Origin of the sequence: Sphingomonas sp. PAMC 26605 (assembly GCF_000241485.1) — a bacterium.
In the GTDB taxonomy this organism is placed as follows: domain Bacteria; phylum Pseudomonadota; class Alphaproteobacteria; order Sphingomonadales; family Sphingomonadaceae; genus Sphingomonas.
In genome coordinates, this window is record NZ_JH584243.1 from 90121 (window position 1) to 116791 (window position 26671).

At 62.4% G+C, this 26671-nt stretch carries 26 protein-coding genes and 1 pseudogene; 16 read left to right on the plus strand and 11 right to left on the minus strand.

Annotation, left to right across the window (positions count from 1 at the left end; all coding sequences use genetic code 11):
- Positions 1-300: 300 nt before the first annotated feature.
- A complete protein-coding gene (locus RH90_RS23690) occupies positions 301-462 on the plus strand; it encodes a hypothetical protein (protein WP_157134765.1) in 162 nt (53 codons plus the stop codon).
- Between the two features lie 26 nt (positions 463-488).
- Here RH90_RS23690 and RH90_RS19895 read toward each other — a convergent pair.
- Positions 489-734 (minus strand): annotated as a pseudogene (locus RH90_RS19895) (hypothetical protein); the annotation flags it as partial.
- Between the two features lie 363 nt (positions 735-1097).
- Between RH90_RS19895 and RH90_RS19900 the strand changes: the two are divergent.
- Positions 1098-2921 (plus strand): diguanylate cyclase, encoded by a 1824-nt coding sequence (locus RH90_RS19900; protein WP_010188445.1) that lies wholly within the window; start codon positions 1098-1100, stop codon positions 2919-2921.
- A gap of 413 nt (positions 2922-3334) precedes the next feature.
- Here RH90_RS19900 and RH90_RS19905 read toward each other — a convergent pair whose 3' ends face one another.
- Entirely contained in the window at positions 3335-3955 is a 621-nt protein-coding gene (locus RH90_RS19905) for a YybH family protein (RefSeq protein ID WP_232280442.1), read from the minus strand.
- Positions 3956-4005: 50 nt separating this feature from the next.
- Between RH90_RS19905 and RH90_RS19910 the strand changes: the two genes are divergently transcribed.
- Positions 4006-4557 (plus strand): VOC family protein, encoded by a 552-nt coding sequence (locus tag RH90_RS19910; protein ID WP_232280443.1) that lies wholly within the window; start codon positions 4006-4008, stop codon positions 4555-4557.
- 419 nt (positions 4558-4976) lie between these two features.
- Here the strand turns inward: RH90_RS19910 and RH90_RS19915 are convergent, their stop codons facing one another.
- Positions 4977-5432: a nitroreductase gene (locus RH90_RS19915; RefSeq protein WP_198283479.1), complete on the minus strand. Its 456-nt coding sequence runs from the start codon at positions 5430-5432 to the stop codon at positions 4977-4979.
- Between the two features lie 17 nt (positions 5433-5449).
- Between RH90_RS19915 and RH90_RS19920 the strand changes: the two genes are divergently transcribed.
- Positions 5450-5836, plus strand: coding sequence for an SDR family NAD(P)-dependent oxidoreductase (locus RH90_RS19920; RefSeq protein ID WP_081477060.1), 387 nt, complete (start codon positions 5450-5452; stop codon positions 5834-5836).
- Between the two features lie 298 nt (positions 5837-6134).
- Here RH90_RS19920 and RH90_RS24650 read toward each other — a convergent pair whose 3' ends face one another.
- Positions 6135-6269 carry a hypothetical protein gene (locus RH90_RS24650; protein WP_269724314.1) on the minus strand — a complete coding sequence of 45 codons (135 nt, stop codon included), beginning with the start codon at positions 6267-6269 and terminating at the stop codon, positions 6135-6137.
- Positions 6270-6391: 122 nt separating this feature from the next.
- On the opposite strand from RH90_RS24650, the gene RH90_RS19925 reads away from it, so the two are divergent.
- A complete protein-coding gene (locus RH90_RS19925) occupies positions 6392-7132 on the plus strand; it encodes an SDR family NAD(P)-dependent oxidoreductase (RefSeq protein ID WP_010188450.1) in 741 nt (246 codons plus the stop codon).
- Here RH90_RS19925 and RH90_RS19930 read toward each other — a convergent pair.
- Positions 7089-8084: a carbon-nitrogen hydrolase family protein gene (locus tag RH90_RS19930; protein ID WP_010188452.1), complete on the minus strand. Its 996-nt coding sequence runs from the start codon at positions 8082-8084 to the stop codon at positions 7089-7091. The genes RH90_RS19925 and RH90_RS19930 overlap by 44 nt on opposite strands.
- Before the next feature lie 138 nt (positions 8085-8222).
- Here RH90_RS19930 and RH90_RS24865 point away from each other — a divergent pair, with 138 nt between their 5' ends.
- The 7 genes from RH90_RS24865 to RH90_RS22280 all read left to right on the plus strand — a co-directional run bounded on the left by RH90_RS24865 (position 8223) and on the right by RH90_RS22280 (position 10940).
- Positions 8223-8540, plus strand: a complete 318-nt coding sequence (locus RH90_RS24865) for a hypothetical protein (RefSeq protein ID WP_010188454.1) — start codon at positions 8223-8225, stop codon at positions 8538-8540.
- Complete coding sequence (locus tag RH90_RS24870; RefSeq protein ID WP_442852479.1) at positions 8423-8710, plus strand: hypothetical protein; 288 nt, start codon at positions 8423-8425, stop codon at positions 8708-8710. Before RH90_RS24865 ends, RH90_RS24870 begins: the two co-directional genes overlap by 118 nt.
- A complete protein-coding gene (locus RH90_RS24450) occupies positions 8658-8930 on the plus strand; it encodes a hypothetical protein (RefSeq protein ID WP_010188465.1) in 273 nt (90 codons plus the stop codon). Before RH90_RS24870 ends, RH90_RS24450 begins: the two co-directional genes overlap by 53 nt.
- 443 nt (positions 8931-9373) lie before the next feature.
- Complete coding sequence (locus tag RH90_RS24655) at positions 9374-9508, plus strand: hypothetical protein (protein WP_269724315.1); 135 nt, start codon at positions 9374-9376, stop codon at positions 9506-9508.
- A 27-nt stretch (positions 9509-9535) separates the two neighbouring features.
- Positions 9536-10051 (plus strand): redoxin domain-containing protein, encoded by a 516-nt coding sequence (locus RH90_RS19945; protein WP_010188468.1) that lies wholly within the window; start codon positions 9536-9538, stop codon positions 10049-10051.
- A 154-nt stretch (positions 10052-10205) separates the two neighbouring features.
- Positions 10206-10619 carry a hypothetical protein gene (locus RH90_RS22275; RefSeq protein ID WP_157134766.1) on the plus strand — a complete coding sequence of 138 codons (414 nt, stop codon included), beginning with the start codon at positions 10206-10208 and terminating at the stop codon, positions 10617-10619.
- 57 nt (positions 10620-10676) lie between these two features.
- Positions 10677-10940, plus strand: a complete 264-nt coding sequence (locus RH90_RS22280) for a hypothetical protein (RefSeq protein ID WP_010188472.1) — start codon at positions 10677-10679, stop codon at positions 10938-10940.
- Positions 10941-11370: 430 nt separating this feature from the next.
- On the opposite strand, the gene RH90_RS19955 is transcribed toward RH90_RS22280, so the two are convergent.
- The gene (locus RH90_RS19955; protein WP_010188475.1) at positions 11371-12330 is read right to left on the minus strand and encodes an AraC family transcriptional regulator; all 960 of its coding nucleotides are present in this window, start codon (positions 12328-12330) and stop codon (positions 11371-11373) included.
- Positions 12331-12711: 381 nt separating this feature from the next.
- Between RH90_RS19955 and RH90_RS19960 the strand changes: the two genes are divergently transcribed.
- The 4 genes from RH90_RS19960 (at position 12712) to RH90_RS19975 (ending at position 20062) form a co-directional block, all read left to right on the plus strand.
- Complete coding sequence (locus RH90_RS19960) at positions 12712-16011, plus strand: TonB-dependent receptor (RefSeq protein ID WP_029625521.1); 3300 nt, start codon at positions 12712-12714, stop codon at positions 16009-16011.
- A 100-nt stretch (positions 16012-16111) separates the two neighbouring features.
- Positions 16112-16918 carry a S1/P1 nuclease gene (locus RH90_RS19965; protein WP_232280445.1) on the plus strand — a complete coding sequence of 269 codons (807 nt, stop codon included), beginning with the start codon at positions 16112-16114 and terminating at the stop codon, positions 16916-16918.
- A 5-nt stretch (positions 16919-16923) separates the two neighbouring features.
- Positions 16924-18486, plus strand: a complete 1563-nt coding sequence (locus RH90_RS19970; RefSeq protein ID WP_010188481.1) for an alkaline phosphatase D family protein — start codon at positions 16924-16926, stop codon at positions 18484-18486.
- Between the two features lie 448 nt (positions 18487-18934).
- A complete protein-coding gene (locus tag RH90_RS19975) occupies positions 18935-20062 on the plus strand; it encodes a glutathione S-transferase family protein (protein WP_010188483.1) in 1128 nt (375 codons plus the stop codon).
- Between the two features lie 204 nt (positions 20063-20266).
- Here RH90_RS19975 and RH90_RS19980 read toward each other — a convergent pair whose 3' ends face one another.
- The 5 genes from RH90_RS19980 to traA all read right to left on the minus strand — a co-directional run.
- Positions 20267-20935 (minus strand): nitroreductase family protein, encoded by a 669-nt coding sequence (locus tag RH90_RS19980; protein WP_010188487.1) that lies wholly within the window; start codon positions 20933-20935, stop codon positions 20267-20269.
- A gap of 573 nt (positions 20936-21508) precedes the next feature.
- Positions 21509-23113, minus strand: coding sequence for a type IV secretion system DNA-binding domain-containing protein (locus RH90_RS19985; protein ID WP_010188489.1), 1605 nt, complete (start codon positions 23111-23113; stop codon positions 21509-21511).
- A gap of 4 nt (positions 23114-23117) precedes the next feature.
- Positions 23118-23456, minus strand: coding sequence for a hypothetical protein (locus tag RH90_RS19990; protein WP_010188491.1), 339 nt, complete (start codon positions 23454-23456; stop codon positions 23118-23120).
- A 1-nt stretch (position 23457) separates the two neighbouring features.
- Positions 23458-24156, minus strand: coding sequence for a DUF6118 family protein (locus RH90_RS19995; RefSeq protein WP_010188493.1), 699 nt, complete (start codon positions 24154-24156; stop codon positions 23458-23460).
- Between the two features lie 12 nt (positions 24157-24168).
- Positions 24169-26671: Ti-type conjugative transfer relaxase TraA (traA, locus tag RH90_RS20000; protein ID WP_232280446.1), on the minus strand; the 2503-nt coding region annotated here is incomplete at its 5' end.

A 26671-nucleotide genomic window follows, 5' to 3' on the forward strand; every position in this document is an offset into this window, starting at 1 on the left:
TGTGAATCGGCGCCCAAAGCGGGACCCCGGTAGATTGTTGTCAAGCTATTGATCGTGCGTCGAATCTTTACATAGGCAGGGGTCCCGATCGGCGCCGATCGGGACCCCTCATAACTTATATTTTTCAAAGGATTATAGATAGTTGCCTCGCCCAGGGAGGGGTCCCGCTTTGGGCGCCGATCTACAGACCCCGGAATCTTACCCTGGCCATGGCTGATGCTGCTCGGGCTCTAACGGGGCGAACTGCTCTGCGAGATTGTTATGCCGAAGTCCTGCCGCTTCGAAAAGGCGTGAGAGCGATTGGTCGACCTCGCGTCGGATCTTGGGCATATCCATTTCAACCAGTTGGCCGTCTCGTTTCTTCACCTCGCCTGCGACGAAAACGGTATCGACGTTGCTTCGATCGGCAGCATGTACGACCGTTCCGACCGCGTTGTTCGCAGGGGACAGATTGATGTTTGAAAACTAGCGACCGACGACTGGTCGTTTTAGAATAGGCGCTTGGGGCGGGTAGCGTCCTCCAGCGAAGTGGACATTGGAGCAGCGCCCGGCGCGGTCGGAGATATCACCGCCGGAATTCGTTCGGCCATCCACCGGAGCATATCGGCAATCACCTCCTCCTTCCCCAGGTCGTTGAGCGGGTCGTGGAAGCGGCCTTCATAAAGTTTAAGTGTTTTGTCGGTTGAACCTGCCAATTCGTAGAAATGCTGGCTACCACTCACCTTTGCCGCTCTGTCAGCTGTTCCCTAACGACGTTTGGATTTCATATTGTTCACTCAGGGTCTGAGTTTTCGATGTCAGACAGGTGTTGGCAACCCTGATTGCACGGCGAAACCTGTAAAAAGCCGTCGGCAGCGTACCCCGCTACGATTCTGCCAAATCGTCGTGGCAGCAGACAGAAACGAGTTTATAGGGAGTTCCTATCGAGGTCGATCGGAACTCCCTATGAACTTCGGAATATCAAGCTCTGACCGTTGGTTCTGTCGAAAAGTTGGCGTCCGCTTTCAAAGCTTATCGACAGCCGACATTTACGGTGCATATCGGGTACGGAATCTGGCCTTAACCGGCAGCTAAGCATTGAGCGTTACGATGATGGCATGCGCTTAGCCACGATCACAAACTGGGCTTATGGTGCGACTGTCGCGCTGACGCTCTTCTCAGGCATGACGATGCTGATGGCATCCTCGGCACAGGAGCAAGAGCGGGGAGCCGTTGGCCAGCGCTACGCGCTGGATCGAGCGACAGCGACTGTCGAGGACGATGTCGTCGCACTTAGCGAACTCGCACGGCAGTATGCCATTAGTGGAAATGCTGCCGACCTGACGGGGTACCAAAGCGCAAAAACAGCGCTCGGGCCCGTAGAAGCGCGAACCCGGCATATTCTGGATGCCGGAGCGCAGGCGGATGAGCTGCGCAGTCTGCATGAGGCAGTTGGCTGGGCAGATGCCTTGCAGGCCCAACAGCAGCAGGCGATCATGGCACGAAGTCGCGGCCAACCCGACACGGCGATCCGCATTCTGTTCGCTCCGGAATACGAACGCGAGCTTGATAGGTCGCGTGCGGCCGTGGAGCGATTTCAATATCGCCTGGATCAGCGTACGGCCGATGACCTGCGCGCGGCAGAGCGCACCTCGCGGCTGTGGCGAACCACCTCAGAGGTCATGCTGGCGGTCACCGGGCTGCTGTTTCTCTTCGTACTGTATTTCGTGTTTCGCAGGCGCGTCTTACGCCCAGTCGTGAAGCTGAGCGACGTAATCGTCCGGCTCGCGGCCCAGGATTACGAAGCCGAACCACCCACATTCGAGCGTGTCGATGAAATTGGTGATATGGCTCAGGCGTTGAGCGTCTTCCGTGAGAACGGGATCGAGCGCCAAAGGCTTGAACGTGAGCGCGATGCCGATCGATCCGTCCGGGATATCCTGTCTCGCATGACGCAACGCATGCAGGGCTGCGATACGGTCGTCGAACTGGAAACGATCGTCAGCCGCTTCGTTCCAGAAGTAGCGCCACAATTTGCAGGCCGGCTGTATCTGCTCGACGCGCAGCGCAACGCGTTGGTCAGCGCGTGTTCCTGGCTCGAGCCAGCCCACTCCAAGCAAGAATTTCTAGCGATGGCTTGCTGGGGCTTGCGGCGCGGAGCTGTACACAGCCCAGCCGGAGCGAGCTTCGATGTGCCTTGTGATCACCTTATAGGCCCTGAACTGCCCGACAGCCTCTGCCTTCCGTTGACTGGACAGAACGGGACGCTCGGCTTGCTTTATTTCGAACGTCGATCCTCGAGTTCCGACGATGAGTTAAACCATATCTATCTGCAGATGCTCGCTGAGAACATCGGTCTGGCGCTCGATAATCTGCGACTTCGCGAGGCACTTCGTTCGCTCGCAATGATAGACCCGCTAACGGCGCTGCCGAACCGGCGGCAACTTGACGAGGTGCTCGCTCGCGAGCTGGCGCAAGCGGAGCGGAATGGAACTCCTATCTGCTGCGCTATGATCGATATCGATCATTTTAAGCGGTTCAATGATGAATACGGCCATGATGCCGGCGACATGGTACTCCGCGCGGTTGGGAAAACACTCAGGGAGGCGGTGCGCGATGCAAACCTCGTATTTCGCTATGGAGGCGAGGAATTTCTGATGCTTTTACCCGGGATGGCGATGGATGCGGCCGTAGCGCGAGCCGAGGAAATCCTGAGCCGCGTCGCCGCCATTCAGCTCCGGCACGAGGGGAACGATCTAGGCCGAGTCACTGCATCAATAGGCCTCGCTTGCGCGCCGGTGCATGGGGAATGGAAAACTGTAGTACAGACAGCCGACGCGGCCTTGCTCCGCGCCAAGCAAGCCGGGCGCAATCGTGTTCTCACTGCCGTAACGAGAGCTGATTTATCAACGGATGGAACGGCGCTGGCCCGGGCGCAATAGCGTCGTTCGCACGTCGCGGCTTTACGTGCTTGCGACAGCAAGTGTCGAGTACTTGACACAGAAGAAGACCGTCCTGTTTTCTGGCGGTGCTGTGGATAAGTGTCGAAGCGGCGGACCCGCTACAATTTTGCCAAGTATTTGTGACGGAAGAAAGCAACGAGTTTATAGGAGCCCGATCGGCTGGATCCGCCGGCGACGCAGCGGGCCATCGGAACGCCGACGCTGTGCTGAGCGTAGCGGAGTAATATCCGGCCGTTGGTAAGGCTGCTTCTTTTGGACCGGCCAGGGATGCCGTCGCACGGGAATTGGGAAGCGATCGACGCCGATCGGCAACGACCGGACGTGGTGGCAAACGGACCGACCGGTCCGGTTCGAAGGCTATAGCGGAAGTCAGCAAAACCTAGCCGACGCGTCTATTGCGCCTTCCCATTCCAACGGGGATCAGCGGGGTCGTAATCCACCAGATCGAAATCCTTTGCGCCCATTGCGTTGGCAGCATTGGTGGCCGAGTTGATCTTCCAACCGCCTGCCTGCTTGCACATCACCATCGTCAAATAACCGGACTCCTCGCGCGTCTCGCCAACCATCCACAGACCGCTCCATGGACTGTAAACTATAGCCGTATTCGGACTGACGAATTTAATACGCGGCTGCTTAAATACCATTCGCGTCTTGTCGACGTTTATGAATGTAAAAAATTTTGCGTTGGCGTCTGTGATGTCGCGGCGTCCATCGATCTTCAATCCCGGCATTGAAATGAATGTGCCGTCTTCCGTGAACAGTTTGCCATAGCCAACGGCATCTCTTTTCCCGAACAACTCGTATTGCTGACTGACCACTCGGATGATGGCGACTTTGTCACCTGCGGTTTGGGCTACGCCTGTCGAGGCCGATAGTGCTGCCGCGCATGCGAATGGGACCATCCCCCAACGATTACCCAACATGGCCGCTCCTAGTTCAGGCTTCCAAAGCAAGTTGCACATTGGGCCATGTCTGCCCAGATTGCCAGCGGCCGCAGCGATCGGTTCGAGCATGTCTCCATATAGCTGGGACGTCGCATACTGGGCGCTAGCGGACTGGCTGCTTGTGGATAGGCTCGCGCTCCGGTTTTCCCCTATTGGGGTTCAAGTTCCGTGAACTTATTGCGGTAGATGCAAAGCGCTTCTTATTTGCTATCTGGGGCCGCCTGGAAGGGAAACCGTCGATGAACGCCGCGAGCTTGGGGATCGATCATACCGGCATCGGGGTAACCGATATTGGTTCAATGAGCCGCTTCTATGACGCGGTGCTAGGAACGCTGGGCATGACTCGGAGGATGCAGGTCGGACCCGAAGGCACGTTTGTCGGCACGGAAGCAGAAATTTCAGGCATCGGCTATGGTTTCGACTTCCCGGTTTTCTGGATCGATACCTTCCATCTTGCGGGAACTCGGAACCACACCGCATTTGTAGCTTGCGATCGGGCGGAGGTAGCGGCCTTCCATGAGGCGGGCTTGGCCGCTGGCGGAACCGACAACGGTGGACCGGGGCTTCGACCTACGAGCAAGGGGCATCCGCCAGGGTATTATGCAGCGTTCCTCCTCGATCCGGAAGGCAACAATGTAGAGGCGTTGTTCAGGGAAAACGCTGGAGAGTAACAGCGCGTCCTCTTTTGCCGGCACCGTCCCGAAAGGAACGTCTGGCGGCAGACCGGCGCCCATCACGTAATTCTTGGCGGCCGTTTCCCAAAATCCGTTCCCAAGGCCTCTTCTCGAAATTTGGTTATGCCACCGAGTTATGAAATTGCTGTCAGCGTCCGAAAGGTGTGGATAAGCGTCGAAGCGGGACCCGACCAAAATCCGCTAAACATCCTTTAAAGCTAATAAAGCCAACATTAGGGGGGCAATCGACGCCGATCGAGATCCCTTGAAAAAATCATATTCTTTCGCGCTTTCAAGTGGTTGCGCTGAGAAGGAATGGGGTCCCGCTTCGATGCTCACACACATCCTCCTGCTTTGGAGCGCGCTCGTGGCGACCCCGTACCAAACAGGAGGATGGCTACTTCAATTACGCAACGTCACCGAAAGCTCGCGATCTGCTCCAAGGTCTTTTTCTCCTTGGCATGGCGCGGCACCGTCGCACCTTCGGCGGGGTGACCGAGAACCAGAAGTATATAGGCCTCTTCTGGGTCAGGACGTTCGAGCACCTCGTTGAGGAAGCTCATAAGGTTCGGCGTGTGCGTGAGGGCGGCAAGACCCGCGTGATCAAGCGCCGCGATCAGGAAGCCTGAGGCGATACCGACTGATTCGGGCACATAGTAATTTTTTGGCGGCTTCCCGTTCTCGACTCCCTTGCGGGCGCCAAAAATCACAATGAGCCAAGGCGCGATTTCGAGAAACGGCTTGCTCGCATCCGATCCCACCGGTTCTAACGCCGACAGCCATTCAGCGCCGGCGCGGCCGGCGTAAAAGTCGCGTTCTTCCTTCTCGGCAGCCTCGCGAATTCTCGATTTCCGCATTGGGTCGCTGACCACGGCAAAGTGCCAGGTTGATGATTTGCGCCACTTGGCGCCGTTCCGTCACAGGAGTTTCTCCGGGGGGAATGGGATTGGAGGTAGCCCGTTCGCTTGTCGCGCACGGCGCGCATGTCACCGGCACCGCGCGGGACCTGAACAAGGCCAAGACCGTAGCCGAAGAGATCCGCCCTCAGCCTTGGCAACCTGGGATTTTGGAAATGGTGCAGCTCGATCTCGCATCGCTAGCGAGCGTGCGCATGTGCGCGGAAATGCTTCTGGCCGAGGGAAAGCCGCTAAATGAGATCATCGCGAACGCTGGGGTCATGGCCGGACCGAAGCGGAACACCGCAGACGGCTTTGAAATGCAGTTCGGGACCAATCACCTCGGGCACTTCGCGCTGATCAACCGGATAGTGCGGTGACCAATCCGCGGATGAGAGCTTGATCAATCGTCGTCGATCAGGAGTCCGCGGCACACCCGCAAAGGTTAAAACAGTCGCTGGCGTCGGCGCCAGCGGAAGAGTAAACTCGGCCAGCGTCTCAGATGGCAGTCATGAGACCGTACGTTTTTGGGCCTTCTTTCACCGGCCCCCGATCCGATCTGCGTCGATCACAGGAAGCGGGTCTGTGGATGAGGACGACGGGCTGTCACTGCTGGAAGCTCCGGTACATCAAGTCGGGCTCGATCAGCCTTAAGTACGATCACGCGGTAGAGGACGCTCAATGTCGGCTGCCATGGAGCAGCAGGGCCAGCGTCGCAAGCGCGGCCCTTTCGTGGATATAGGCCATGCGTCGCCCGTTCACCTCGATCCGCCGGCGCGGCCATGGACACAGCGCTTCGTGCGCTTCAGGCATCGCTGTCTCCAGATGGTTGCGCGGACGCCTCTAGCGCAACGCCGACGTCTTCGAAAGCGACGCCCCCGGTTGGCGAGGGAGTCTCGCGTTCCCATATGGGTTGCGACAATGAGGAGATGGACATGACCCTGACAGGCAAGCATGCGATCGTCACCGGCGGCGCCCGCGGTATCGGCGCCGCCATCGCCAAACAGCTCGCCGCCGACGGCGCCGACGTGGCAATCACCTTCGCCGGCCATGCCGTTGCCGCCGCTGAGGTGGTGACGGCGATTGAGGAAAGCGGGCGCAAGGGTTTCTCGTTCCAGGCCGACGCGAGCGATGCCGAAGCCCAGCAGGCGGCGATCGGCGCTGGGGTAGACGCGCTCGGCGGGCTCGACATCCTCGTCCACAATGCCGGCATCGGAGGCGGCGCACCGATCGAGCAGGACACACTCGACAATTTGCACAAGGTGTTCGGGGTGAACGTGACCGGAGTGTTCGCGGGCACGCTCGCGGCGGTCAAGCGGATCAACGACGGCGGCCGCATCATCATCGTCGGCAGCATCAACGCGCACACAGTGCCGTGGCAGGGGGCGGCGCTTTATGGCGCGACCAAGGCAGCGGTGACGGGGCTCGCGCGCGGCTGGGCGCGCGACCTCGCGCCGCGCGGCATCCTCGTCAATGTCGTCCAGCCGGGCCCGGTGAACACCGACCTCAACCCCGACAATGGCGGCGACCGCGCGCAGATGATGGCCAGGTGGACCGCGCTCGGCCGCTACGGCCGGCCCGAGGAGATCGCCGCGGCGGTCGCCTTTCTCGCCAGTCCGGCGGCGAGCTTCATCACCGGCACCACGCTCGACGTGGACGGCGGGGCGAGCATCTAGAGCGGGTTGCGCCCACTCGAAGGCGGCTCACGCCCGCTGAACGACATGCCGGGGCGCGACCGCTCGTCGACCGCGAGCGAGAACAGGTCGGGCCGCGCATAATGGCCGACGACATCGAAGTCATAGCGTGCGCCGACCAGCGTCTCGAGGTCGACCGTCGCGCGATCAGGCCCTCCTCGCCGAACAGCGGCCCGGCGAGCACCTCGCCGAGCGGCCCGACGATCACGCTGCCGCCGTTGATGAGCGGACGAGCCGGATCCCAGCCTTCGACCGTCCGCCCGAGTCGTTCGGGTGACGGCTGGCGCTGGCATGCACTCACCACGAAGCAGCGGCCCTCATGCGCGATATGGCGCATCGTGCATTGCCAGACGTCTCGATCGTCGACGATCGACGCACACCAGATGTCGGGGCGCTGCGCGTACATCGCGGCGCGGAACAGCGGCATGTTGTTTTCCCAGCAGATCGCCGCGCCGATCCGCCCCGCGCCGCTCGCCACCACCAGCATCGTCGCGCCGTCGCCCTGCGCCCAGACCAGCCGCTCGGTCCCGGTCGGCGTCAGCTTCCGGTGCTTGGCGACGAGTCCCGCGCCGGGTTCGAGGAACACAGCGGTGCAGTAGAGCGATGCGCCGCCGCGCTCGATCACGCCGACGACGAGCGTCGCGCCGGTGCGGGTCGCCAGCTGCGCCAGTGCATCGACCTCCGGCCCGTCGAGATCGACCGCGTTAGCGAAGTAGCGCGCGAACGCCGCACGTCCCTCTGGCAGACGGTAGCCGAGCCGCGTGCCGAAGATCTCGCCCTTGGGATACCCGCCGAGCAATGCCTCGGGCATCATCACCAGGTCGCACGGTGCGGCGCGGATCGCCTCCTCGGACCCGAGGATGCGGTCGAGCGTGGCGGCCTTGCCCGCCGGATCGGACCCGATCTGCAGGGCGGCGATGGTCTTGTGGTGCACGCGCTATTCTCCTGCGCCGTTTCACCGCGGCCCCAAAGCGTGCCTAGCGCAGGCCGGCGGGAGCGACACGCCCGCTCAGACGTTACCACACCCGCAATTGGACGCATCGGTCCCGCATTCACTCGGAAGAACACCTGCATGGCCGATCCCGCCCGCAACAAAGCGCTCATGGTCGGCGCCGACCCGGGGCTGAGTGCGGCGCTGGCGCGCGAGCTCGAGCTAAGCGAGGTCGCGGTCGCCCTGGCGACGCGGCGGGTCGACAAGCTCGCAGGCCTCGCCGAGGAAACGGGAGCGCGGGCTTCCCGTGCGACGCGGCCGAAGAGGCGGACGTCGAGCGGCTGTTTGCCGATGTCACGGCAGCGCTCGGCGCGATCGACATCGTCGTCTACAACGCCAGCGCCCGCGCCCGCGGGGGCATCGCGGCGCTCGATGCGGGCGACGCCCGGCAGACGCTGATGGTCTGCGCGTTCGCCGGCTTCCTCGTAGAGCGGGCCGCGGCGCGCGCGATGGCGGGGCGCGGTTCACCGGCCGGTCGGCGAGCATTAAGGGTTCGCCGGATCGGCGCCCTTCGCGTTGGCCAAGTTCGCGCTGCGTGGTCTTGCGCGGAGCCTGGCGCGCGAACTTGATCCCACGGGCTTTCACGTCGCGCACGTCATCATCGACGGCGCGATCCGCAGCGCGGCCAATTCCGATCCCGCGGACGCCCCCGACAGCCGGCTCGACCCGTATGCGATCGCCAACGCCTGTCTTCACCTGATCGCGCAACCGCGAAGCGCGTGGACGCAAGAACTCGATCTGCGTAAGTGGGCGGGCGCTTCTGATCTCTTCCCCGAAGACCTGACATGATGATCTTCTACTATCACGCCTTGTCTAATCCGGCGAAGTCGCGCTGTTCCTTGAGGAAGCCGGGCCGGCCAATCAGGTCGTGCCGGTCGACACGCGCAAGGGGAGCAGTTCGCGCCTGCCTTCCTGACGATCAACCCCAATGCCAAGACGCCGGCGCTGACCGATGGCGACGCGACGTTGGTCGACAGCAGCGCGATCTTGCTCCACCTCGCGCAGAAGACGGGCCGCTTCCTCGCCGACGGTTCGGCTGCGGATCACGCGCAGGTGCTTTCGCGGCTGATGTTCGTCGCAACGGGAATCGGGCCCCATTCGGGCCAGACCGTGCATTTCAAACATTTCGCGCCCGAGCCCAAGGACTATGCCGTCAACCGCTATCTGTTCGAGGCCGAGCGCCACTGGAAGCTGGTCGACGACCGGCTGACGGCGAACCCCTACATGGTCGGGTGCGCCTATTCGATGAGATCAACGCGCGCCCCGCCGCCGCGCGCGTCGCGGCGCTCGCCGCGAAATACAGCGTCAAGCAGGAGATGGACGCCGAGGCGCGCGACCATATTTTGCCGCAAAACAAGCGCCTGTAGGCCGCGTGACCTCAAGGAGATAACGATATGACATCCGCCAAGATGACCGCCGGCGCGCACTTTCCCGATCTGTCTTGGCGGGCGGTCGGGGGCGGCCGCATCGCCCCGGCGCAGGATGCCGGCTGGCGCCTGCTCGTCGTGTACCGCGGCAAGCATTGCCCGGTGTGCCGCCAATACCTCAAGACGCTCGACGGGATGCTGCAGGAATTCGCCGATGCCGGCATCACCGTCTACGCCGTTTCGGCCGATCCGCAGGAGCGCGCGGAACAGGAAGCGGCCGAGGAAGGATGGCACGTGCCGGTCGGCTACGATCTGAGCTCGGAGGAGATGGCGACGCTCGGCACCTACGTCTCGACGCCGCGCTCGCCCGAGGAAACCGACCGGCCGTTCTCGGAACCGGCGCTGTTCGTCGTCGATCCGGCGGGAAAGGCTTACGTGATCGCCGTCTCGAACGCGCCCTTCGCGCGGCCCGACCTGCAGATGCTGCTCCGCGGGCTGAGGTTCGTCATGGATAAAGATTACCCGATCCGCGGTCGCGGATGAGCAACCACATCCTTTACGGTCTGCCGCCTTCGCTGTTCACCGGGCCCGCCCGCGCGTTGCTGCGCAAGCGCGGCATCGCCTTTGTCGAATGTTCGCCGCACGGCGAGGATTTCGCGCGCGACGTCGCCCGCGAATCGGGCGGGCGATCATCCCGGTGGTGGTGTCGCCGGACGGCGAGATCACGCAGGACAGCGTCGACATCGTCGATCGCTTCGAGGACGGCGACCTCGCGGCCAGCGCCTACCCGCCAGGCGCGCGGCAGCGGCTGCTCGCGGTGCTGCTGCAATGCTACGGCAACCAGGGGCTGCTGCGCCACGCGATGCATTTTCGCTGGGCCTATCTGGAGGAGCAGCGCCGCTTCCTCGACCATGCCTTCGGCGCCGCCGGCGGCGATCCACGCGCGGAATTGGTTATGCGGCGGATGCAGGCGTATCTCCCCGGGCTCCGCGTGACGGACGCGACGATCCCGCTGATCGAGGCGTCGTTCGACCAGCTGCTCGGCCTCCTCGACGCGCATTTCACCGTCATGCCCTATCTGTTCGGCGGGTGGCCGAGCGTCGGCGATTAGGGCCTGCTCTGGCCGCTGTTCGCACATCTCGGGCGTGATCCGGTGCCGGCCGATCGCATGAAACGGCAGGCGCCTGCGCTGTACAGTTGGGTCGAGCGGATGAACGCGGTCGACCCCGATCTGCCCGACTTCCCGGCGCAGCCGCCCGCCTTCCTGGAACGCTGGGTTGACAAGCACGCCCCGCGCGACGGCGATCCGGTCAGCCCGCGCGCGCATTCGCGCACACTCGGCATGGTCGACAGCGAGTATCGCGGGGAGCCGGTGACGGTTGTGGATCGGCGTCCACAGCGGGACCCCACCGAAGTCTTAATACCGGACTGATCCGACGCGATTTTCGAGCTCAAACCGTATAGGGATCGGCGTGGATCGGGGCTCCACTTTGGTACATCTTCGGCTGCCGTTTCAATCGCTTGCAGTGTGGCTGCCGGGATACCGCTTTTGACGCCGATCCACAGGCTTGCGCGAGCGACCTTTCTTCGGGCCTGTGAGAACGGGCGCGGGCGTGCAAAGAAACGGCTGAGCGTCTTATCGGTTGCTCAGCGTTGATACTTTGTGGTGGACTTCCCCGCTTAAGCGGAGAGGCATTTGCTCAGCGTGATGCAATGAGTTCGCACTGTGCGGGGCTGCTGTAGTCGAGCCCGGACTGTCGCAGGATGGGGGTACCGAAGCCGTCTATACAGCGGGCAACTGCGTGCACGGCTTCGGTACGGGTATAGAAGACGGCACCCCATTGCCCAAAGCGGCAACGTCATCATCTATCAGACCCTAATGTATTGCTCTTAATACGCGTCAGTCCGATGCCGCGCCGCAGCGTTGTAGGATCCGCGTTGAAAGCCTTCTTGAATGCTCGGCTAAAGTAACTTCTGCTCGCGAATCCCACCATCGTCGCAATATCCGAGATCGGCAATGTGGTTGACAGTAGCAGATCGCGCCCTTGTGTGAGCCGAGTCCGTGATACGAAGTCTATGGGCGTTACGCCCAGCATCTCGACGAACACCTTGGCAAATTTCGAGCGGCTCATGCCACTTTCTTTCGCCAAGCTGCTGAGGGAATGGTGTGCAGCCGGGTTTTCTAGTACCATGGCAACGGCTCGCGCGAGAGATGGTTGCCCGAAGAGACCTGGCAGCGTTTTCGCGATACCATTGATCGCAGCGTGCCGCCGCAGGGCAAGCACCAGGCACGCTTTCATTAGCGCAGCGATCAACGTCCGGCTGCCAAGCTCGACGCTGCTAACTTCGCGCAACATCGCTTCGAAAGCGGCGCGGATGATCGGGTCACCCTGCAAATCCGCGCAGAGCGGCTCTTTCATGCCCTGCAGGGCGCCGAACGACCCGCTCACATCGGCGCGGATGTGACCGCAGACGATCCGGACCTCGGCAGGTTCGTCGCTGCTGGCATCAAGCGTGAACATCCCGTTTGGCCGGACACTGAACACGTCCGCCGACTTAAAGATGCGTCCCGGTACCTCGCTGCCGGCGACCCGATGGAATACGCCCGGGGGTACGGCGACAATCCCCCCCGCGTAAATTTCGGCGCAGCCGACTGGCGTCTTCACAAATAGCGTGCCAGTCAGAACGAAATGCACTTCGATAACGTCTTCCGGCTCGATCAAGATCGCAGCGTCTGAGGCAACTTCGCAGAAAGAGACCTCGTCCACTTTGACCGTGAGCGCTGCCAAAATCTGATCGAGCGCTGAGCTGTTGATTGTCACGGACGATGCGCTGCGCACCTTTGTCGTCAACAGTCCAGACGATTTGCACCGATGGCCGAATTGTTTACGCGTTGGCACGCTGATGGATCATAGGCAACGGCGGCGGAACGACCGTCGAACTTTCCGCTCGCCCGCATTCGCGCCGACATCGCGATGCGCTGCCGGGATCGCGGGGCAACTTCTCGACGCGGAATTTCCCCAGTTCCATCCCAATGCACGACGGGAAACGCGCGAACTTTGATCCCAACGCGTTCAATATAGTCCATAACATTCACGGAAACGCATACACGTCGATATTCGTAACCTTCGTGAAACAATCGAAATCTACCGCGGCCCCAGCAAGACATTTCAATAATATGCGAAATATCCCTGGGGGGAAATATGCGAACAAAACTCTTGTGCGCGGCGTCTATTGCTGCGTTCTTCGTGCCTGTATCTGCGTATGCGCAAGAAACGACCGCCATCATCCGCGGAAAAGTCGCGGATGCGGGCAATCCTGTTTCGGGCGCAACTGTGACGGTGACGCATTTACCGTCCGGTTCCGTTTCGACGACAAGGACGGCGCCAGACGGTAGCTTTCAGGTGGCCGGGGTGCGCGCTGGCGGCCCCTTCAAACTGGTCGCGAGCACGACGGGTTCGATCGCGGCCGTCACCGACATCTATACGGCGATCGGGCAGCCTTATGACATCCTGGTAGAGCTGGCGGAAGCGTCCGACATCGTGGTTACCGCGAGATCGTTGCACTCTGGCGCGAGCTCGCAGGATCCAGAGACCGTCGTCACGGCCGAGCAAATCCGCAATATCGCGTCGGTCAATCGCGATGTGCGCGAGGTGGAGCGCCGTGATCCGTTCGCAAATTACGATTTCAACAACGGCACCGTGACTTTTGCTGGGACGAACACGCGCTTTAACGCCTTCACTGTCGACGGCGTCAACATCAACGATCGATTCGGGTTGAACAACGATTCAAGCCCGACGCGGCGTGGCCCGATCCCGCTTGACGCGATCGAGCAAGTTGCCGTCAGCGTGGCGCCAGTCGATATCAGCCAGGGCAGTTTCACCGGCGGCGTGGTCGACGTTACCTTGCGCCCCGGCACCAACAAATATGCAGGGACTGGCTTCTGGAGCATCAACACCCCCGGCCTCACCTCCAAGCGCGTGGCCGATCGGACCGTCAGCCGCCAGAACCAAAGCCAGACTTATGGCGTGAGCCTCTCCGGTCCGATCATCAAGGACAAGCTCTTCTTCCAGGTCACCGGGGAGCGGACGACGCAAGGGCAGCCCAATGCTTCGGGCCCCGGCGATCAGGGCTTTGCCAGCCCGATCCCCAATCTGACGAGCGCGCAGATCACGCAGGTGCAAGACATCGCCAACAGGCTCTACAAGTTCGATCCCGGCGTGGCGATCAGTCAGCGGCCCGAGGTCGATGAAAAGATCGTCGGACGCATCGACTGGAACATCAGCGATCAGCAGAAGCTGTTCCTCACTTATACCAACGCTTACGATTCGATCGTCAATACCCAGAACACCAGCACGAGCACCTCATCCCCATCGATCGGGCTTTCCTCCAATGCCTATCTGCTGACCGAATTGCAGCGCTCGGGGCAAATCCAGCTCAACAGCGATTGGAGCAGCGAATTTTCGACCGAGCTTCGCGGCGGGTATCTGAGTTCGGTGCGCGGCCAAACGCCGCTCAACGGCCGCAACTTCGCGCAGTTCACGGTGTGTCTCGATCCGAGCGCGACCGTTAACGGGTTGGGAGGTGCCAATACCTCGAGCATTACGGCTTGTACGCCTGGCGTTCCTCGGGTCGTGTTCGGCCCGGACATCAATCGGCAAATCAACACCTTTTCCGCAGATACCTATCAGGCCTCGTTCACAGCGCGGCTCAAGCTCGGCAATCACAACATCAAGCTGGTCGCCGCCTATGATCGCTATCGGAACCGCAACGAGATTCTGCGGTATGCCACGGGTGCCTATAATTTTGACACGATCAACGACTTCCTCGCTGGCAACGCTTCGTCGTTGACGCTGCAACGTCCGGTCTCGGGCAATGCGGCGGACGCAACGAACGACTTTATCGACGTCAACTATACATTCGGATTGCAGGACAGCTGGGCGATCAAGTCCAATCTCAATCTGACCTATGGCGGGCGCTACGATCTGTTCGACACCATTGGCCAGCCCGTCACCAACGCCAATTTCATCAATCGCTACGGCTATTCCAACACCGGCACGCTGAGCGGTCGCGGCGTGTTCCAGCCGCGCATCGGCTTCGACTGGAAGCCGACCACGCGCTTGAAGTTCCGTGGCTCGGGCGGGATTTATGCCGGCACTCCTCCGACCGTCTATCTCGAAAACAGCTTTGCCCAATCGGGCATTCTGACGAATACCGTAAACGTCAATCTCAACAACACGCAGACCGGCGCCAGCCGCTATACCAACGGTATCCCCAACGCCGTCGGGGACGCCTCGCTTCGCGGTGTAACCGGGACTTCGTTCAATCCTGCTCTGCTCGCCTATCTGCAGACCAACATCGCCTCGCTGCAGTCCGCGGAAACCGATGCTATCTCGCCCGATTTTCGGATCCCCTCGGTGTGGCGCGCGACGCTGTCGGCCGACTACAAGTTCAATCTCGGCCCGCTCGGCGACGGCTGGAATCTCGGTCTGAGCTATTTGTACGGCAAGCAACGCAGTCAGGTGCAGTTCGCCGATATCCGCTCGGTGCGGACGGGTACGCTGCCGGACGGGCGCTCCCGCTACGGCGTCTTTCCGGGCGTTCAAGATAGCGGCAGCGGCGATTTCGTCATCTTCAACACCTCTGCCGGGCGCAGCCATATCGGCGTTGTTCGCTTCGATAAATCGTGGAAGAACGGCTTGTCGCTAAACGGCAGCTACACGATATCGGACATTACCGAACGATCATCCTCGAGCGCGTCGGTCGCACTCTCCAATTACAACAGCTCGGTTTATAGCGACCCGAATGTCCCCGCGCTGGGTGTCGCCGACAATCAGGTGAAATGGCAGTTCAAATACAATGCCGTTTATGAACATGCGTTCTTCGGCGATTATCTGACGTCAGTCAGCCTTTATGGTGAAACCAAGGCGGGCAATCCGTACAGCTACACCTTCCAGGACAATTCTGGTCAGACGCGCTCGCCCGTGTTCGGGACGATCGGCGGCAACAGCCGCTATCTTCTCTATGTCCCGATCGGACCCAGTGATGCCAAGGTCAGCTATGACAGCGCCGCGACCCAGGCGGCGTTAGACACTCTCATCGAGCGGACACCCTTGAAGGATTTCCGGGGCAAGATCGCCGGCAAGAATATCGCGCGCGGCAAGGCCAGCACTCGTCTCGACCTCCATGTCGCGCAGCAGATCCCGACCTTCCTCGGAAAGTCGCGCCTCACGGTGTTCGGGGATGTGGAAAACGTGCTCAACCTCATCAACCCGCGCTGGGGCGTTTTGTACACGCAGGGGTCCGCATTGGCGGTGGTTCGCGTCGCTTGTCTAAGCCAGCCGGTTGCAACGGGCACAGCAGCCAGCCCCACCATCACCAATCAGCCTTCACAGGCCTGCGCCCAGTATCGCTACTCGCAATATATTGAGCCCAGCGATACCAGTATCAGCCTCGGGGGCTCACTTTATACGATCCGCGTCGGCGTCCGCGTCAGCTTCTAATCGCCCCGTCCATCGTCCCCGGCAGCCCAGAAAGCCATCTATGTCAGCGTGTATCAAACGATCTTCGACCAAATACGGCGCTGCCGTCGGGACGGTCCTATTGCTTGCCGCAGCCGCCGTGCCGTCGGCGGTCTTTGCCTGGGGCAAAACGGGCCACCGCATCGTCGGCGCGATCGCCGAGACGTATTTGACGCCCCAGGCCAAAGTCGGCGTCGCCCATATCCTCGGGCCCGAAAGCATGGCGGAAGCTTCGACTTGGCCCGACGAGATGCGCGCCAGCCCGGACGCCTTCTGGCAGAAAGATGCGGGCCCGTATCACATCGTCATCGTCCCCAAGGGCAAGAGCTATGCCGAAGTCGGCGCGCCGCTGCAGGGCGATGCCGTGACCGCCCTGAAGCAATTCTCTGCAACGGTGCGCGATCCAGGAGCTTCGCTCGCCGACAAGCAACTGGCGCTGCGCTTCATCATCCACATCGTCGGCGATCTTCACCAGCCGATGCATGTCAACAACGGGATCGACCGCGGCGGCAACGATGTGAAGCTCACGTTCGGCAATCGCGACACCAATCTCCACGCTTTGTGGGACTCAGGGTTGATCGATCAGGAACAGCTGTCTTATTCGGAGTGGACCGCCTGGCTGCGTCCCAAGATAACGCCCGCCATGCACAGAAAATGGAACTCGGCGGAGCCGCTCATATGGATCGCGGAGGGCGCGGAAGTCCGCGATCGCCTCTATCCGGATGCGCCGAGGATCACGCCGGTCTATGCGCTGACCAACAAGCCGATCCTCGAGGAGCAGTTGGAAAAGGGCGGCGTCCGGCTTGCCGCCTATTTGAACCAGCTTTTCGCCAGGGCACAGCGCACGACGGTGCCGATCTCGTCTTCCTACCATCGCAACAAACGGTGACCCCCATGATCAATCCCATTTCCCGCCGGCAAATCCTGGGTGGCGCGGTCGTGCTGGGTACCGTGGCGGGCGCACCGGCCATCCTGCGCGCGCAGCAGCTTTTCTTTAGCTATCCTTTCCGCTTGGGCGTGGCCTCCGGCGACCCGACCCAGGACGGGTTCGTGATCTGGACACGGCTGGCGCCCGAGCCGCTGGCCGATCATGGCGGCATGCCGATGGTGCCAATGCCGGTCGATTGGGAAGTCGCGAGCGATGAGCGTTTCCAAACGATCGTGGCCAAGGGAACGGCGCCTGCGCGCCCGGAACTAGCCCATTCGGTCCATGTCGAAGTGGCCGGGCTGCAGGCTGCTCGCCCGTATTGGTATCGCTTCACGATCGGGCGAGAGCGTTCCGCGCGCGGACGCGCTGTGACGCTCCCGCCCCGCGGCGGCGCGCTCGAGCGGGCGCGCTTCGCCGTGGTCGGTTGCCAGAATTACGAACAAGGCTTCTACACGGCCTATGGCCATATGGCGCACGAGACGATCGATCTCGTCTTCCACTATGGCGACTACATCTATGAAGGCGCGGGCAGCCCGGTCCGCGTTGGGGGTGACGGCGCGGCCCGCCCGCCCGTGCGGCAACATGAAGGGCAATTGCTCTACAGCCTCAACGATTATCGCCGCCGTTACGCACAGTACAAGCTCGATCCCGACCTGCAAGCAGCGCACGCCGCGGCGCCGTGGTTCGCCGTGTTCGACGACCATGAAGTCGAAAACAACTGGGTGGGCGATATCGATCAGAACGGCACCCCGCCCGAGATTTTCCGGCTGCGGCGCGCGGCAGCTTTCCAGGCCTATTATGAACACATGCCGTTCCGCAGCGCGTCTTTCCCGACACCGGGCGGGATGCAGATCTATCGCCGTGCGACGATGGGCGACCTGCTCGATCTCCATCTGCTCGACACGCGCCAGTTTCGCACCGACCAGCCGTGCGGCGACGGCTTCAAGCCGCATTGCGCGGGCTGGGACGACGCCAACGCGCAAATCCTGGGCCGACCGGAAGAGGCTTGGCTCGCGGGCAACCTCAAACAAAAATCAGCGCGATGGAACGCGATTGCGCAGCAGGTGATGATGATGCCGCTCGACCGGCGGACTGCCGACGAGCCGCAACCGTTGCGCAACATGGATAGCTGGGGCGGTTACAACGCCCCGCGCGAACGGGTGCTGGCGATGTTCGAAGGTCTCGGCAATGTGGTCGTCCTGACCGGTGACGAGCATCAAAATTTTGCCGGTGAGCTCCGGCGTCAAGGTGGTCAGGGCAATGCCGTCGGCGTGGAATTCGTCAGCACGTCGATCTCTTCGGGGGGCGACGGGGCCGATAGCCGTTCGGGAACCGACCGGATTCTCCGCGAAAATCCATTCCTTAAATATACCAATGACCGACGCGGCTATCTTGTATGTGATATAGACCGAGAACGCTGGCAGACGGCGTTCCGCACGGTCGATTACGTAACGCGCGCCGGCGCCGCGGTTGCGACCGCAGCGACCGCAACGGTGGAGCACGGCCGGCCCGAGCTGCATTTCTCCTAATTCTTAAAGATCGAGCCGGGCCTGTATCGTGTTTTCGACCACATGCGAACAAGCGCATTGTCGCATGCTTGCCGATCAAGGATCGGTTTCTGAGTTTGCTTGCTTCGGCACACGCTCCAACGCAGCGGTTGAAACCGGAACCTGGTAGACGCTCGGCTTCGGACTCATAGCCACCAGGTTGCGGCGGCCACGAGGTAGATAGCACCGAGAAGTTGGTGGCGAGCTTGTCGTAGCGAGCGGCGATGCTGCGATCATTCTTGAGGCGGCAGAACATTGGCTCGACCGCGTTTCGGCCTTTGTAGAGGTGCGCGAGAAGCAGCTTTCCCGGCGCCGGTTGGCCTTGAAAGGCATATTGGGCACAGCACCCTGCTGTTCGATCAGGTCGCGGATTGCATTGGCCCGACAACATCCCTTGCGCTTCCGATCGTGAGGCGGCACGCCCACGATCATGTCCGATCCGCTGATCCTCTACGGCGTTCCGCACTCGCTCTTCACGGGCAAGACCCGCGCCTACCTACGCAAGCAGGGTATCGCTTATGTCGAGCGCACGCCTGCCGACGCTCGTTTTGCGAAGATTGTGCGCGTGATCGGGCGCGGCATCATCCCAGTCGTGGTAACGCCGAACCATCATGTTCTCCAGGACACCGTCGACATCCTCGATCATTTCGAGGAGCAGGGCGTGCGCTTGTCGGCGCGCCCACCCGGACCGCGGCAACGCGTGCTGGCGCACATCACAGAGCTGTACGCCGTCGTCGGCCTGACGCGTCACGCGATGCATTACCGCTGGTCCTACCTCGACGAGCAGCGGGCCTTCCTGATGGATGCGTTCGCGGGCGGGGCGGGCGTGGACCTGGCGGCCAGGACAATGGCGCGAATGCAATCCTACCTGCCCACCCTGGGCGTGGTGCCGGAGACAATTCCGGCGATCGAGACATCATACCTGACCCTCCTCGATCTGCTCGAGCGCCACTTCGCCAACCACCCGTATCTGTTCGGCGGCCAGGCGTCTCTGGGCGACTACGGCCTGCTCGGGCCACTGTTCGCGCACCTCGGACGCGATCCGGTACCGGCGGACCTGATGAGACGGCGCGCCCCCAAAGTCGCGCGTTGGGTCGAGCGGATGAACGCGCCGGATGGAGACATGCCGGAATATGGCGACCGCCCGGCCGGGTTCCTGTCCGATGATGCCGTGCCGCAAACGCTGGAGCCGCTGTTCCGCCACATGGCAGAGGAATTGTTCCCCGAATTGACCGACAAGGCGGTGTGGCTCCGCCGCTTCGTTGAGGAGGCGAACCCCGAGAAGGGGGCGCCCGTCACCGACAAGCCGCAGCAGCGGATCATCGGCTCGGTAGAGACACGCTTCCGCGACGTGCCGTTCGCCAGCGGGTTTCAGCCTTACATGCTGTACCTCTGGCAAAGGGTGACGGACGTGGTGGACGGACTCGCGGCAGGCGATCAAACGTCGGTCCGCGACTGGTTGGGCACGGTAGGGCTGCTACCGCTGCTAGATGCCAGGCGCTCGATCCGCGTCGAGCGACGCGACTATATCGAACGATGGGGCGAACGCTTGGCATAGCGATGTACCACGGTGCAACTAGCCGACGCCGCCTTTTCCGGAGCCGGCGACGTCGCCGCGAGGATTGCGATAGAGAATCGGCACGACGACGCCGTCTTCCACCTTATGTAGCGAGCCCGATGGCCGTTGGTGCCGCTCGGAGCGCGGGTCCAAGTTCGACGCTCATTTGCACCGTAGCCGGCTGGAGCGTAGCAGCAGCCGACCTCAGCGGAAGCTCGCGATATCTTCCAGCGGCTTCTTGTATTTCGCGTGAGTCGGCACCGTGGCATCGGTGGTCGGGTGGCCCACGACCAAGAGGATGTAGGGTTTCTCATAGTCGGGCCGGTCGAGCACCTCGTTCAGGAACCCCATCGGGTTTGGCGTATGAGTGAGGGTTGCAAGCCCGGCATGATGCAGCGCGGCGATCAGGAACCCGGCGGCGATATTGACCGATTCGGGGACATAATAATTCTTGCGCAGCTTGCCCTCATAGGTCCCCTTGCGCTGGCCGAAAATGACGATGAGCCATGGCGCGATTTCAAGAAACGGCTTGTTGGCGTCGGTGCCCACCGGCTCGAGCGCGGAGAGCCACTCTGCCCCGGCCTTGCCGGCGTAGAAAGCACGCTCCTCGACTTCCGCCGCTTCGCGGATGCGCGTCTTGAGTGCGGGGTCGCCGACGACGGCGAAGTGCCACGGCTGGTGATTGGCGCCATTGGGCGCCGTACCCGCCGCGAGCAGGCATTGTTCGATTACGGCACGCGGCACCGGCTTATCGGAAAAATCGCGCACAGTGTGGCGCCGCTTGATCTCCTGATAAAACCCCTTGGCGCGAGCGATCATCTCCGCATCGGAAAGCTCCATGCGATGGGGCAGCGGGACCGTTTCGTATGCCACGCAACTTTTCCTGTGAATGAGCCCGACTTTGAACCTGTGTAATCGCCTACCAATATCGCCTATTGTTTTGCCATGCGATGAAAAAGGATTTGGCGATGTTTGCTAGCTCGGAACCCGAACTTGTCAATGTGGATAAGCGTCGAAGCGGGACGCATTTCTTTCCCAGCGCAACTATTTGAAAGCCTGAAGGACTATGATTTTTCGGGGGGGGGGGCGATCGGCGCCGATCGGGACCCGCTCCAATACCGGATTTATTATATTTAACATAGGTTTAGTAAGATTTAGGTGAGGTCAGCTTCGACGCCTATCCACAGTCTTCCACCATCTCGGGCAAGAGATTCCATGGTTCGGCATCAGCATCAAAGAATCCGCGTAGCGCGGCTTCCCCTGCTCGAACATTTTGAGCAAGTGACGCTCCAGCGCTTTGGGATCGGAGATGGTCTGGACCTGGCAACGCCTCCGGAAGGTCGGGTGCCGTGTCACCGGCCTCGTCGCTCATCGCTCTGCCTCCTGCCTCCTCAATCCGAGACCGAAGCTAGCTTCAGCCTGATCGCAGCTCGCTCACGGCCGGCCTCATACGCCCACAAACGATGCCGTCCGCTGCGGCATATCGCGGTAGGCCACCTTTGCCAGGAACCACTCCGGCCGAGACGGAACCTTCAGATAGCCCGAGAGATCCGGTAGCCGTTCGATCTCGGACGGCATCACGGCATCGTCGGTGTGCGCTGAAAGGGAAGACCCGAAATTCTTACCGCCCGGTCCGTCACCTTCGCTGAACCCCCTCTGCATATAGCTCTGCTGACCTATCAGCGACGACGCGAACCGCGCGGTGCTGGCGTTGTCGCCGCCCGCGCAGCGTAGGATCAACCTGGAGTTGCAATTCTCCACCAGCGCCGCGGCAGCACCGTCCCCATAGAGCGCCCGTACCTTCCCGATTGTCTGGAATCCCAGCACACACCGGCCGCCAAACTTGCGGATGCGCTGGAGCGCGTCATCAAGCCCCTCGATCTTCCCGATCGCATCCAACTCGTCGGCAACGAACCAGGTCGGCGTCGTGTCGCCCTCGGGCCGGCTCATGGTCGCGAAGATGGCGAGACGCATCCACGGCCCGATCAGGCTCTTGAGCGCTGCTATCTGATCGGCTCGGTAGGGCAGGAACACCCATCGCCGGTCGGCAGGATCTGACGCCCAGCGCGTGAGCGAGAACGGCGCCCCGCCTGTGGCGCTCGCGGCATATTCCAGCGCGCTCATCGCGTCGCCGCTGGAGGAGCGCACGCTGTCGAACAGTCGCGTCGCACCCTCGGCCAGAAACGGTTCGGCAGCGGTGCCGGCAAGCATGGTGCGCAGTTCATCGCGATCGGCGATAGCGAACAGTCGGTAGATCTCGGCCGTGTCGATGCCGGTCAGCCGGCCACGGCGTAGGATCGCGGTCAGCAGCGTGCGGGAGCGGGCCGCCCATGTCGCATCCGCATTGCCGCCCGGGCTCGGCACCAGCGAGGCGGCGAGCTGCTCAGCTGCGAAGTCGCTCGGCACCTCGCCCATCATGTCCCACACAGCCGAGCGCGCATCGAACGGATTGAGGATCACGTCACCCCGGGCGGGATCGTAGAAGCGCGACAGGAATCCGCCATCCGGATCGGCGATGATCGCCCGATCGCCGCGGCCTTCGGCGCCACGCAGCATCTCGCGGATCGCGACCGACTTGCCGGTGCCCGTAGTGCCCATCAGTAGGAAGTGCTTGGGCTCGTCGGCACGGTCGATCGCCAGCCCTGCCAATGAAACAACACCGGCATCCTTCGCCTGTATCCGCTGCGTGCGCTTGTGCCAGCGATCGGCGGTAGAGAGCTTCGCGCCGCGCATCACGTCGCCGGCTTGGGGTCCCTTGTGCTCACCCATGACCGAAGCCAGAAAGTGACCGCCGGTTGCGCACAGCACCACGAGTATGGCTGTCGCAGCCAGCCAAGCGAAGATTGACAGACCCGGGATCCGACCGAGCAACTCCGGCGGAGCTGCCGTCAGGCCTGACACCGTGGCAGCCACAAACGGCACTACGAACAGCGCGACGAGGATCGATCCTATGGTGGGGCGCTTGTTCTTTCTGGCCGTGCTCCGAATGAAGGCGCCTACCGACGCTGCTGCGCTGAGCGCGATGCCGATACCGGCAAGGGTGCTCACCATATCCTCAGACCTCCGCTGCGGCGTACAGGCGACGCACCGCCGCCTCGATCGCCGGCCAGCGCGTCAGCGAAAGGCGCGGGTCGTCCATCCACTCGGGCGGGAGGAGACCGTCCGACCGAAGCGCCACTTGCCAAGCGACCAAGGCTTTCGGCACCCATACATCGAGACCGACGGGAACGAGCGCCACCCAACCATGCTTGTCGGGTCCACTCCATTCGGCATCCCCGCGCAGCCAGTCGCCTTGCTCGGCCTCCAGGGGCGGCGCTGTTTGCCCTGCATCGCGCAGCGCCTCGGTGACCAGGGCTAGGACCGCATCACGATCGCCTTCGGGTATGTCCGCCATGTCAGTCCTCCGCCTTTACCTGGATCGCGCAGCGCACCGCCTTCTTCGCCTTGCTTGCCTGCTTGCGGCAAATGTCCAGCGCATCGCGGTTGGCAATCGTCAGCCGGTTACCCGCCAACACGCCAGCGAACGCTTCGGGCGAGCCAGCCCGCATCAGATGCTGACCGCCTTCCCACATCGGCATGCGCAACGTGCGCGCCGCCACCCATTCCGGCCATAGCCAGCTTGCCGGCATGGCGCGCACGATCGGACCGGCGAGGACCGCCCACAGGAACATACCTGCTACGAGACAGGCCAGACCACAGGCCAGACCGACGTGACGGACCCGCCGACGCTGCTCATCCGCCAGGACACGCGAATCCAGCTGACGGCCCATCTTCGTTGCGACCTCCTCAATCACCTGCCGTGCAGCGGCGATAGCGCGGCGGTCCTCGCTCCGTCCCGCGGTACCGACTTCTATGATCTGGCGATTGATTTCTGCAGGCGTCAGCGCGAGCGCCGGGCTCTTCACCAGTGCATCGATCCGCTGCGCGACCGCGGTAAGATTATGCGAGATAACGCCCAGCGTCTCCGAATAGTCCGGTCCCTCCGGTAGCTCGACGCGCTCGGTCGTGAGGCGTTCGATCGCTCGGCGCATCAGCGTCACCTCAGCGCGAAGGTCCTCGAACGCCCGTGCTGCCTCGTCTTCGCCGTCCGCCATTCGCCTTTCTCCCTATCGGCTTAAACCACGATCCTGTTGCAAATCGCGGTCGCGCTCGAGCTTCATCTGACGCTCGAGAATCTGCTCGGGCGACGGTTGCCGTTCCCGGCCAAGCCCCAGTTCGGGTGCGCTGCGTTCCAGCTCCATCCGCAATGCGGGATCGTGCCAGAGGTCATCCACCATTATCGCCATTTGGTGTGCCGCAGGGCCTGTACGCGCCTCACCTCGTTCGACCGACAGCGCCTGCCAGCGCTCCATGAACCGCCCGGCACGAAGCGCCGGATCGGCCCGCACGCGGGCTTCCTCGGCCATGCCGCGCAATGCGCCGCGTGTGTCACCAGCCGCGGCGTCGCGCCCAAGCTTGGGATTACGCTCGATCGCGAACGCGAGGTCGTGCGCGCCCATATACCGGGTCTTGTCGAGCGCCTCGCCAGCCCGGGTGAGTGCCGTCTCCTGATGCGGCAGCACCGGCAGGCCCTTGTCCTGCATGCCGGCGATGTCGATCACGGCCCGCGCATAGCGCTGAATCGCCTTGGTTTCGCCGGGGCGGCTCGTGCTTTCGGGCACATGCTCGGAACGAGCGGCCTCCTGCAGCTTCGGCTTGAACCCGGCGAACATGGAACGCGCCTTGGCCTCCACCTTCTCGACAATTTCGCGCACCCGTTCGGGCAACCGGATCTCGCGTCTGTCCGCGAAAGCACGGGCGGCCTCGTCAGGCTCGACCGCATAGTCGGCCGCCATGTCCTTGACCCTGTCGCGCGACAGCACCGCCGCGAGCTTCGCATCGGAAGCGAAGTCGTCACGGCCGTAATGGAGCTGCACCCCGTCTCGGTGCCGCGACAGCGCGACGTAAGCCGCGTGCCGGTCCATCCCCGGCGTCGCCAGTATGTGCGTACGATCGACCGTTACACCCTGACTCTTATGGATGGTGGCGGCATAGCCGTGATCGACCGCAGCATAGTCCTTCACGTCGAAGGCAACCTGGCGCCCGTCATCGAGCCGCACGCCCATCCGCTCGGCCGACACCTGCTCGACCGTGCCCAGCGTACCGTTCTTCACCCCCATCGACCGCTCATTGCGCAGGAACATGATCCGGTCGCCGGACGCGAACTGACGTGTCCCCCGATCCGTCTGTACCGCCACATCCTCCCCAAGATCACCCGACGCCCGCAGCCGCTCACGCGCCTCCTCATTGAGAGACTGCACCTCGGCATTGGTATGTGTGAGGATGATCCGGCTCTTGTCGGGCTCGGCCTGGCGCTGCCGATCCCAGCTACCCACCAGCACCGCCCGCGCCTGGCTGCGCGTATCGGCATCGCGTACCATGTCCTGGTCGCGGTATGCCTGGATCGCGTCCGGCGTGCGGCCCGTGGCAAGCCAGCGCGTCGCATCGCGCTGCCAGTCGGTCCGCTGCCGGCGGATCTCGGTGATCTCGGCCGCCCCGTGGCGTTCGCTGATCGACCGGAACGCCGCACCCGCCTCGATCGCCTGCAACTGCTCAGGGTCTCCCACCAGCACCACCTTGGCGCCGGCCTGATCCGCGGCTGACAGCAGTCGCTCCATCTGCCGCGTGCCGATCATCCCGGCCTCGTCGACCACCAGCACGTCACGCGGCCCCAGCTGTTCGCGATCCCGCCCCCACGCATACTCCAGGCTGGCGATGGTGCGCGAGCTGATGCCCGACCCCGCCTCAAGGTTTTCAGCCGCGATGCCGGACAGCGCTGCGCCCCGCACTGTGTAGCCGGCATCCTCCCAAGCCTGGCGCGCAACCCCCAACATCGCCGACTTGCCTGTGCCAGCATAGCCAACGACAGAGGCAAGACGGTCATCGCTGGTGATCCGCCCAAGCGCGTCACGCTGTTCGCCCGAAAGGGTAAGCCCCCTGCCCTCCGCGGCGTCCAGTGCGCGGTGAACCCGAGTAGCGGCGACGAAGTGATCCCTGGTCCCGCTAAGCCTGTCAGCCGAGCGCTCAAGCCGCGCCTCCACAGCGATCATCTCGCGGCTCGTGAAACGCTCGTTGCCTCTCCCGTCCTCGCCAAGGGGCACCAACTCCGGTGACGCCTTCGTAGCAGCCATCACCTGGTCATACTGCTCCTTGCCGTCCGAATGCCGGAACGCGAACATAGCCAGGTCACGGTTGGTGAACGTCGCCTGCGTACGCGTGATCGCGTCGAGCGCTACATTGGGATCTGCGATGATCTTCGCGCCGTTCTCCCGCGCAATGCGCTGGTGATCCTCAATCCGTTCGGCTTCCAGCCCCTGCCCCGGCCGGCGCGCCGCTGCCGGGCCGATCTTGTGTTGGGGCTCCAGTTCAATGCCCTGTTCAGCATAAGAACGATGATCGATCCGCGCATCGATCCCCAGCTCCGTCAGTCGTTCATTGACGTGCGCGCCCCACGCTTCCCGCCAGTGCTGCAACAGCGCCCGGTCGTTCCAAGCCACGACCTTATTACCGAAACCGTCGGGCATTATGTCGCGCATGGTCAGCATGACATGTGCGTGCGGTTTCGGGCTA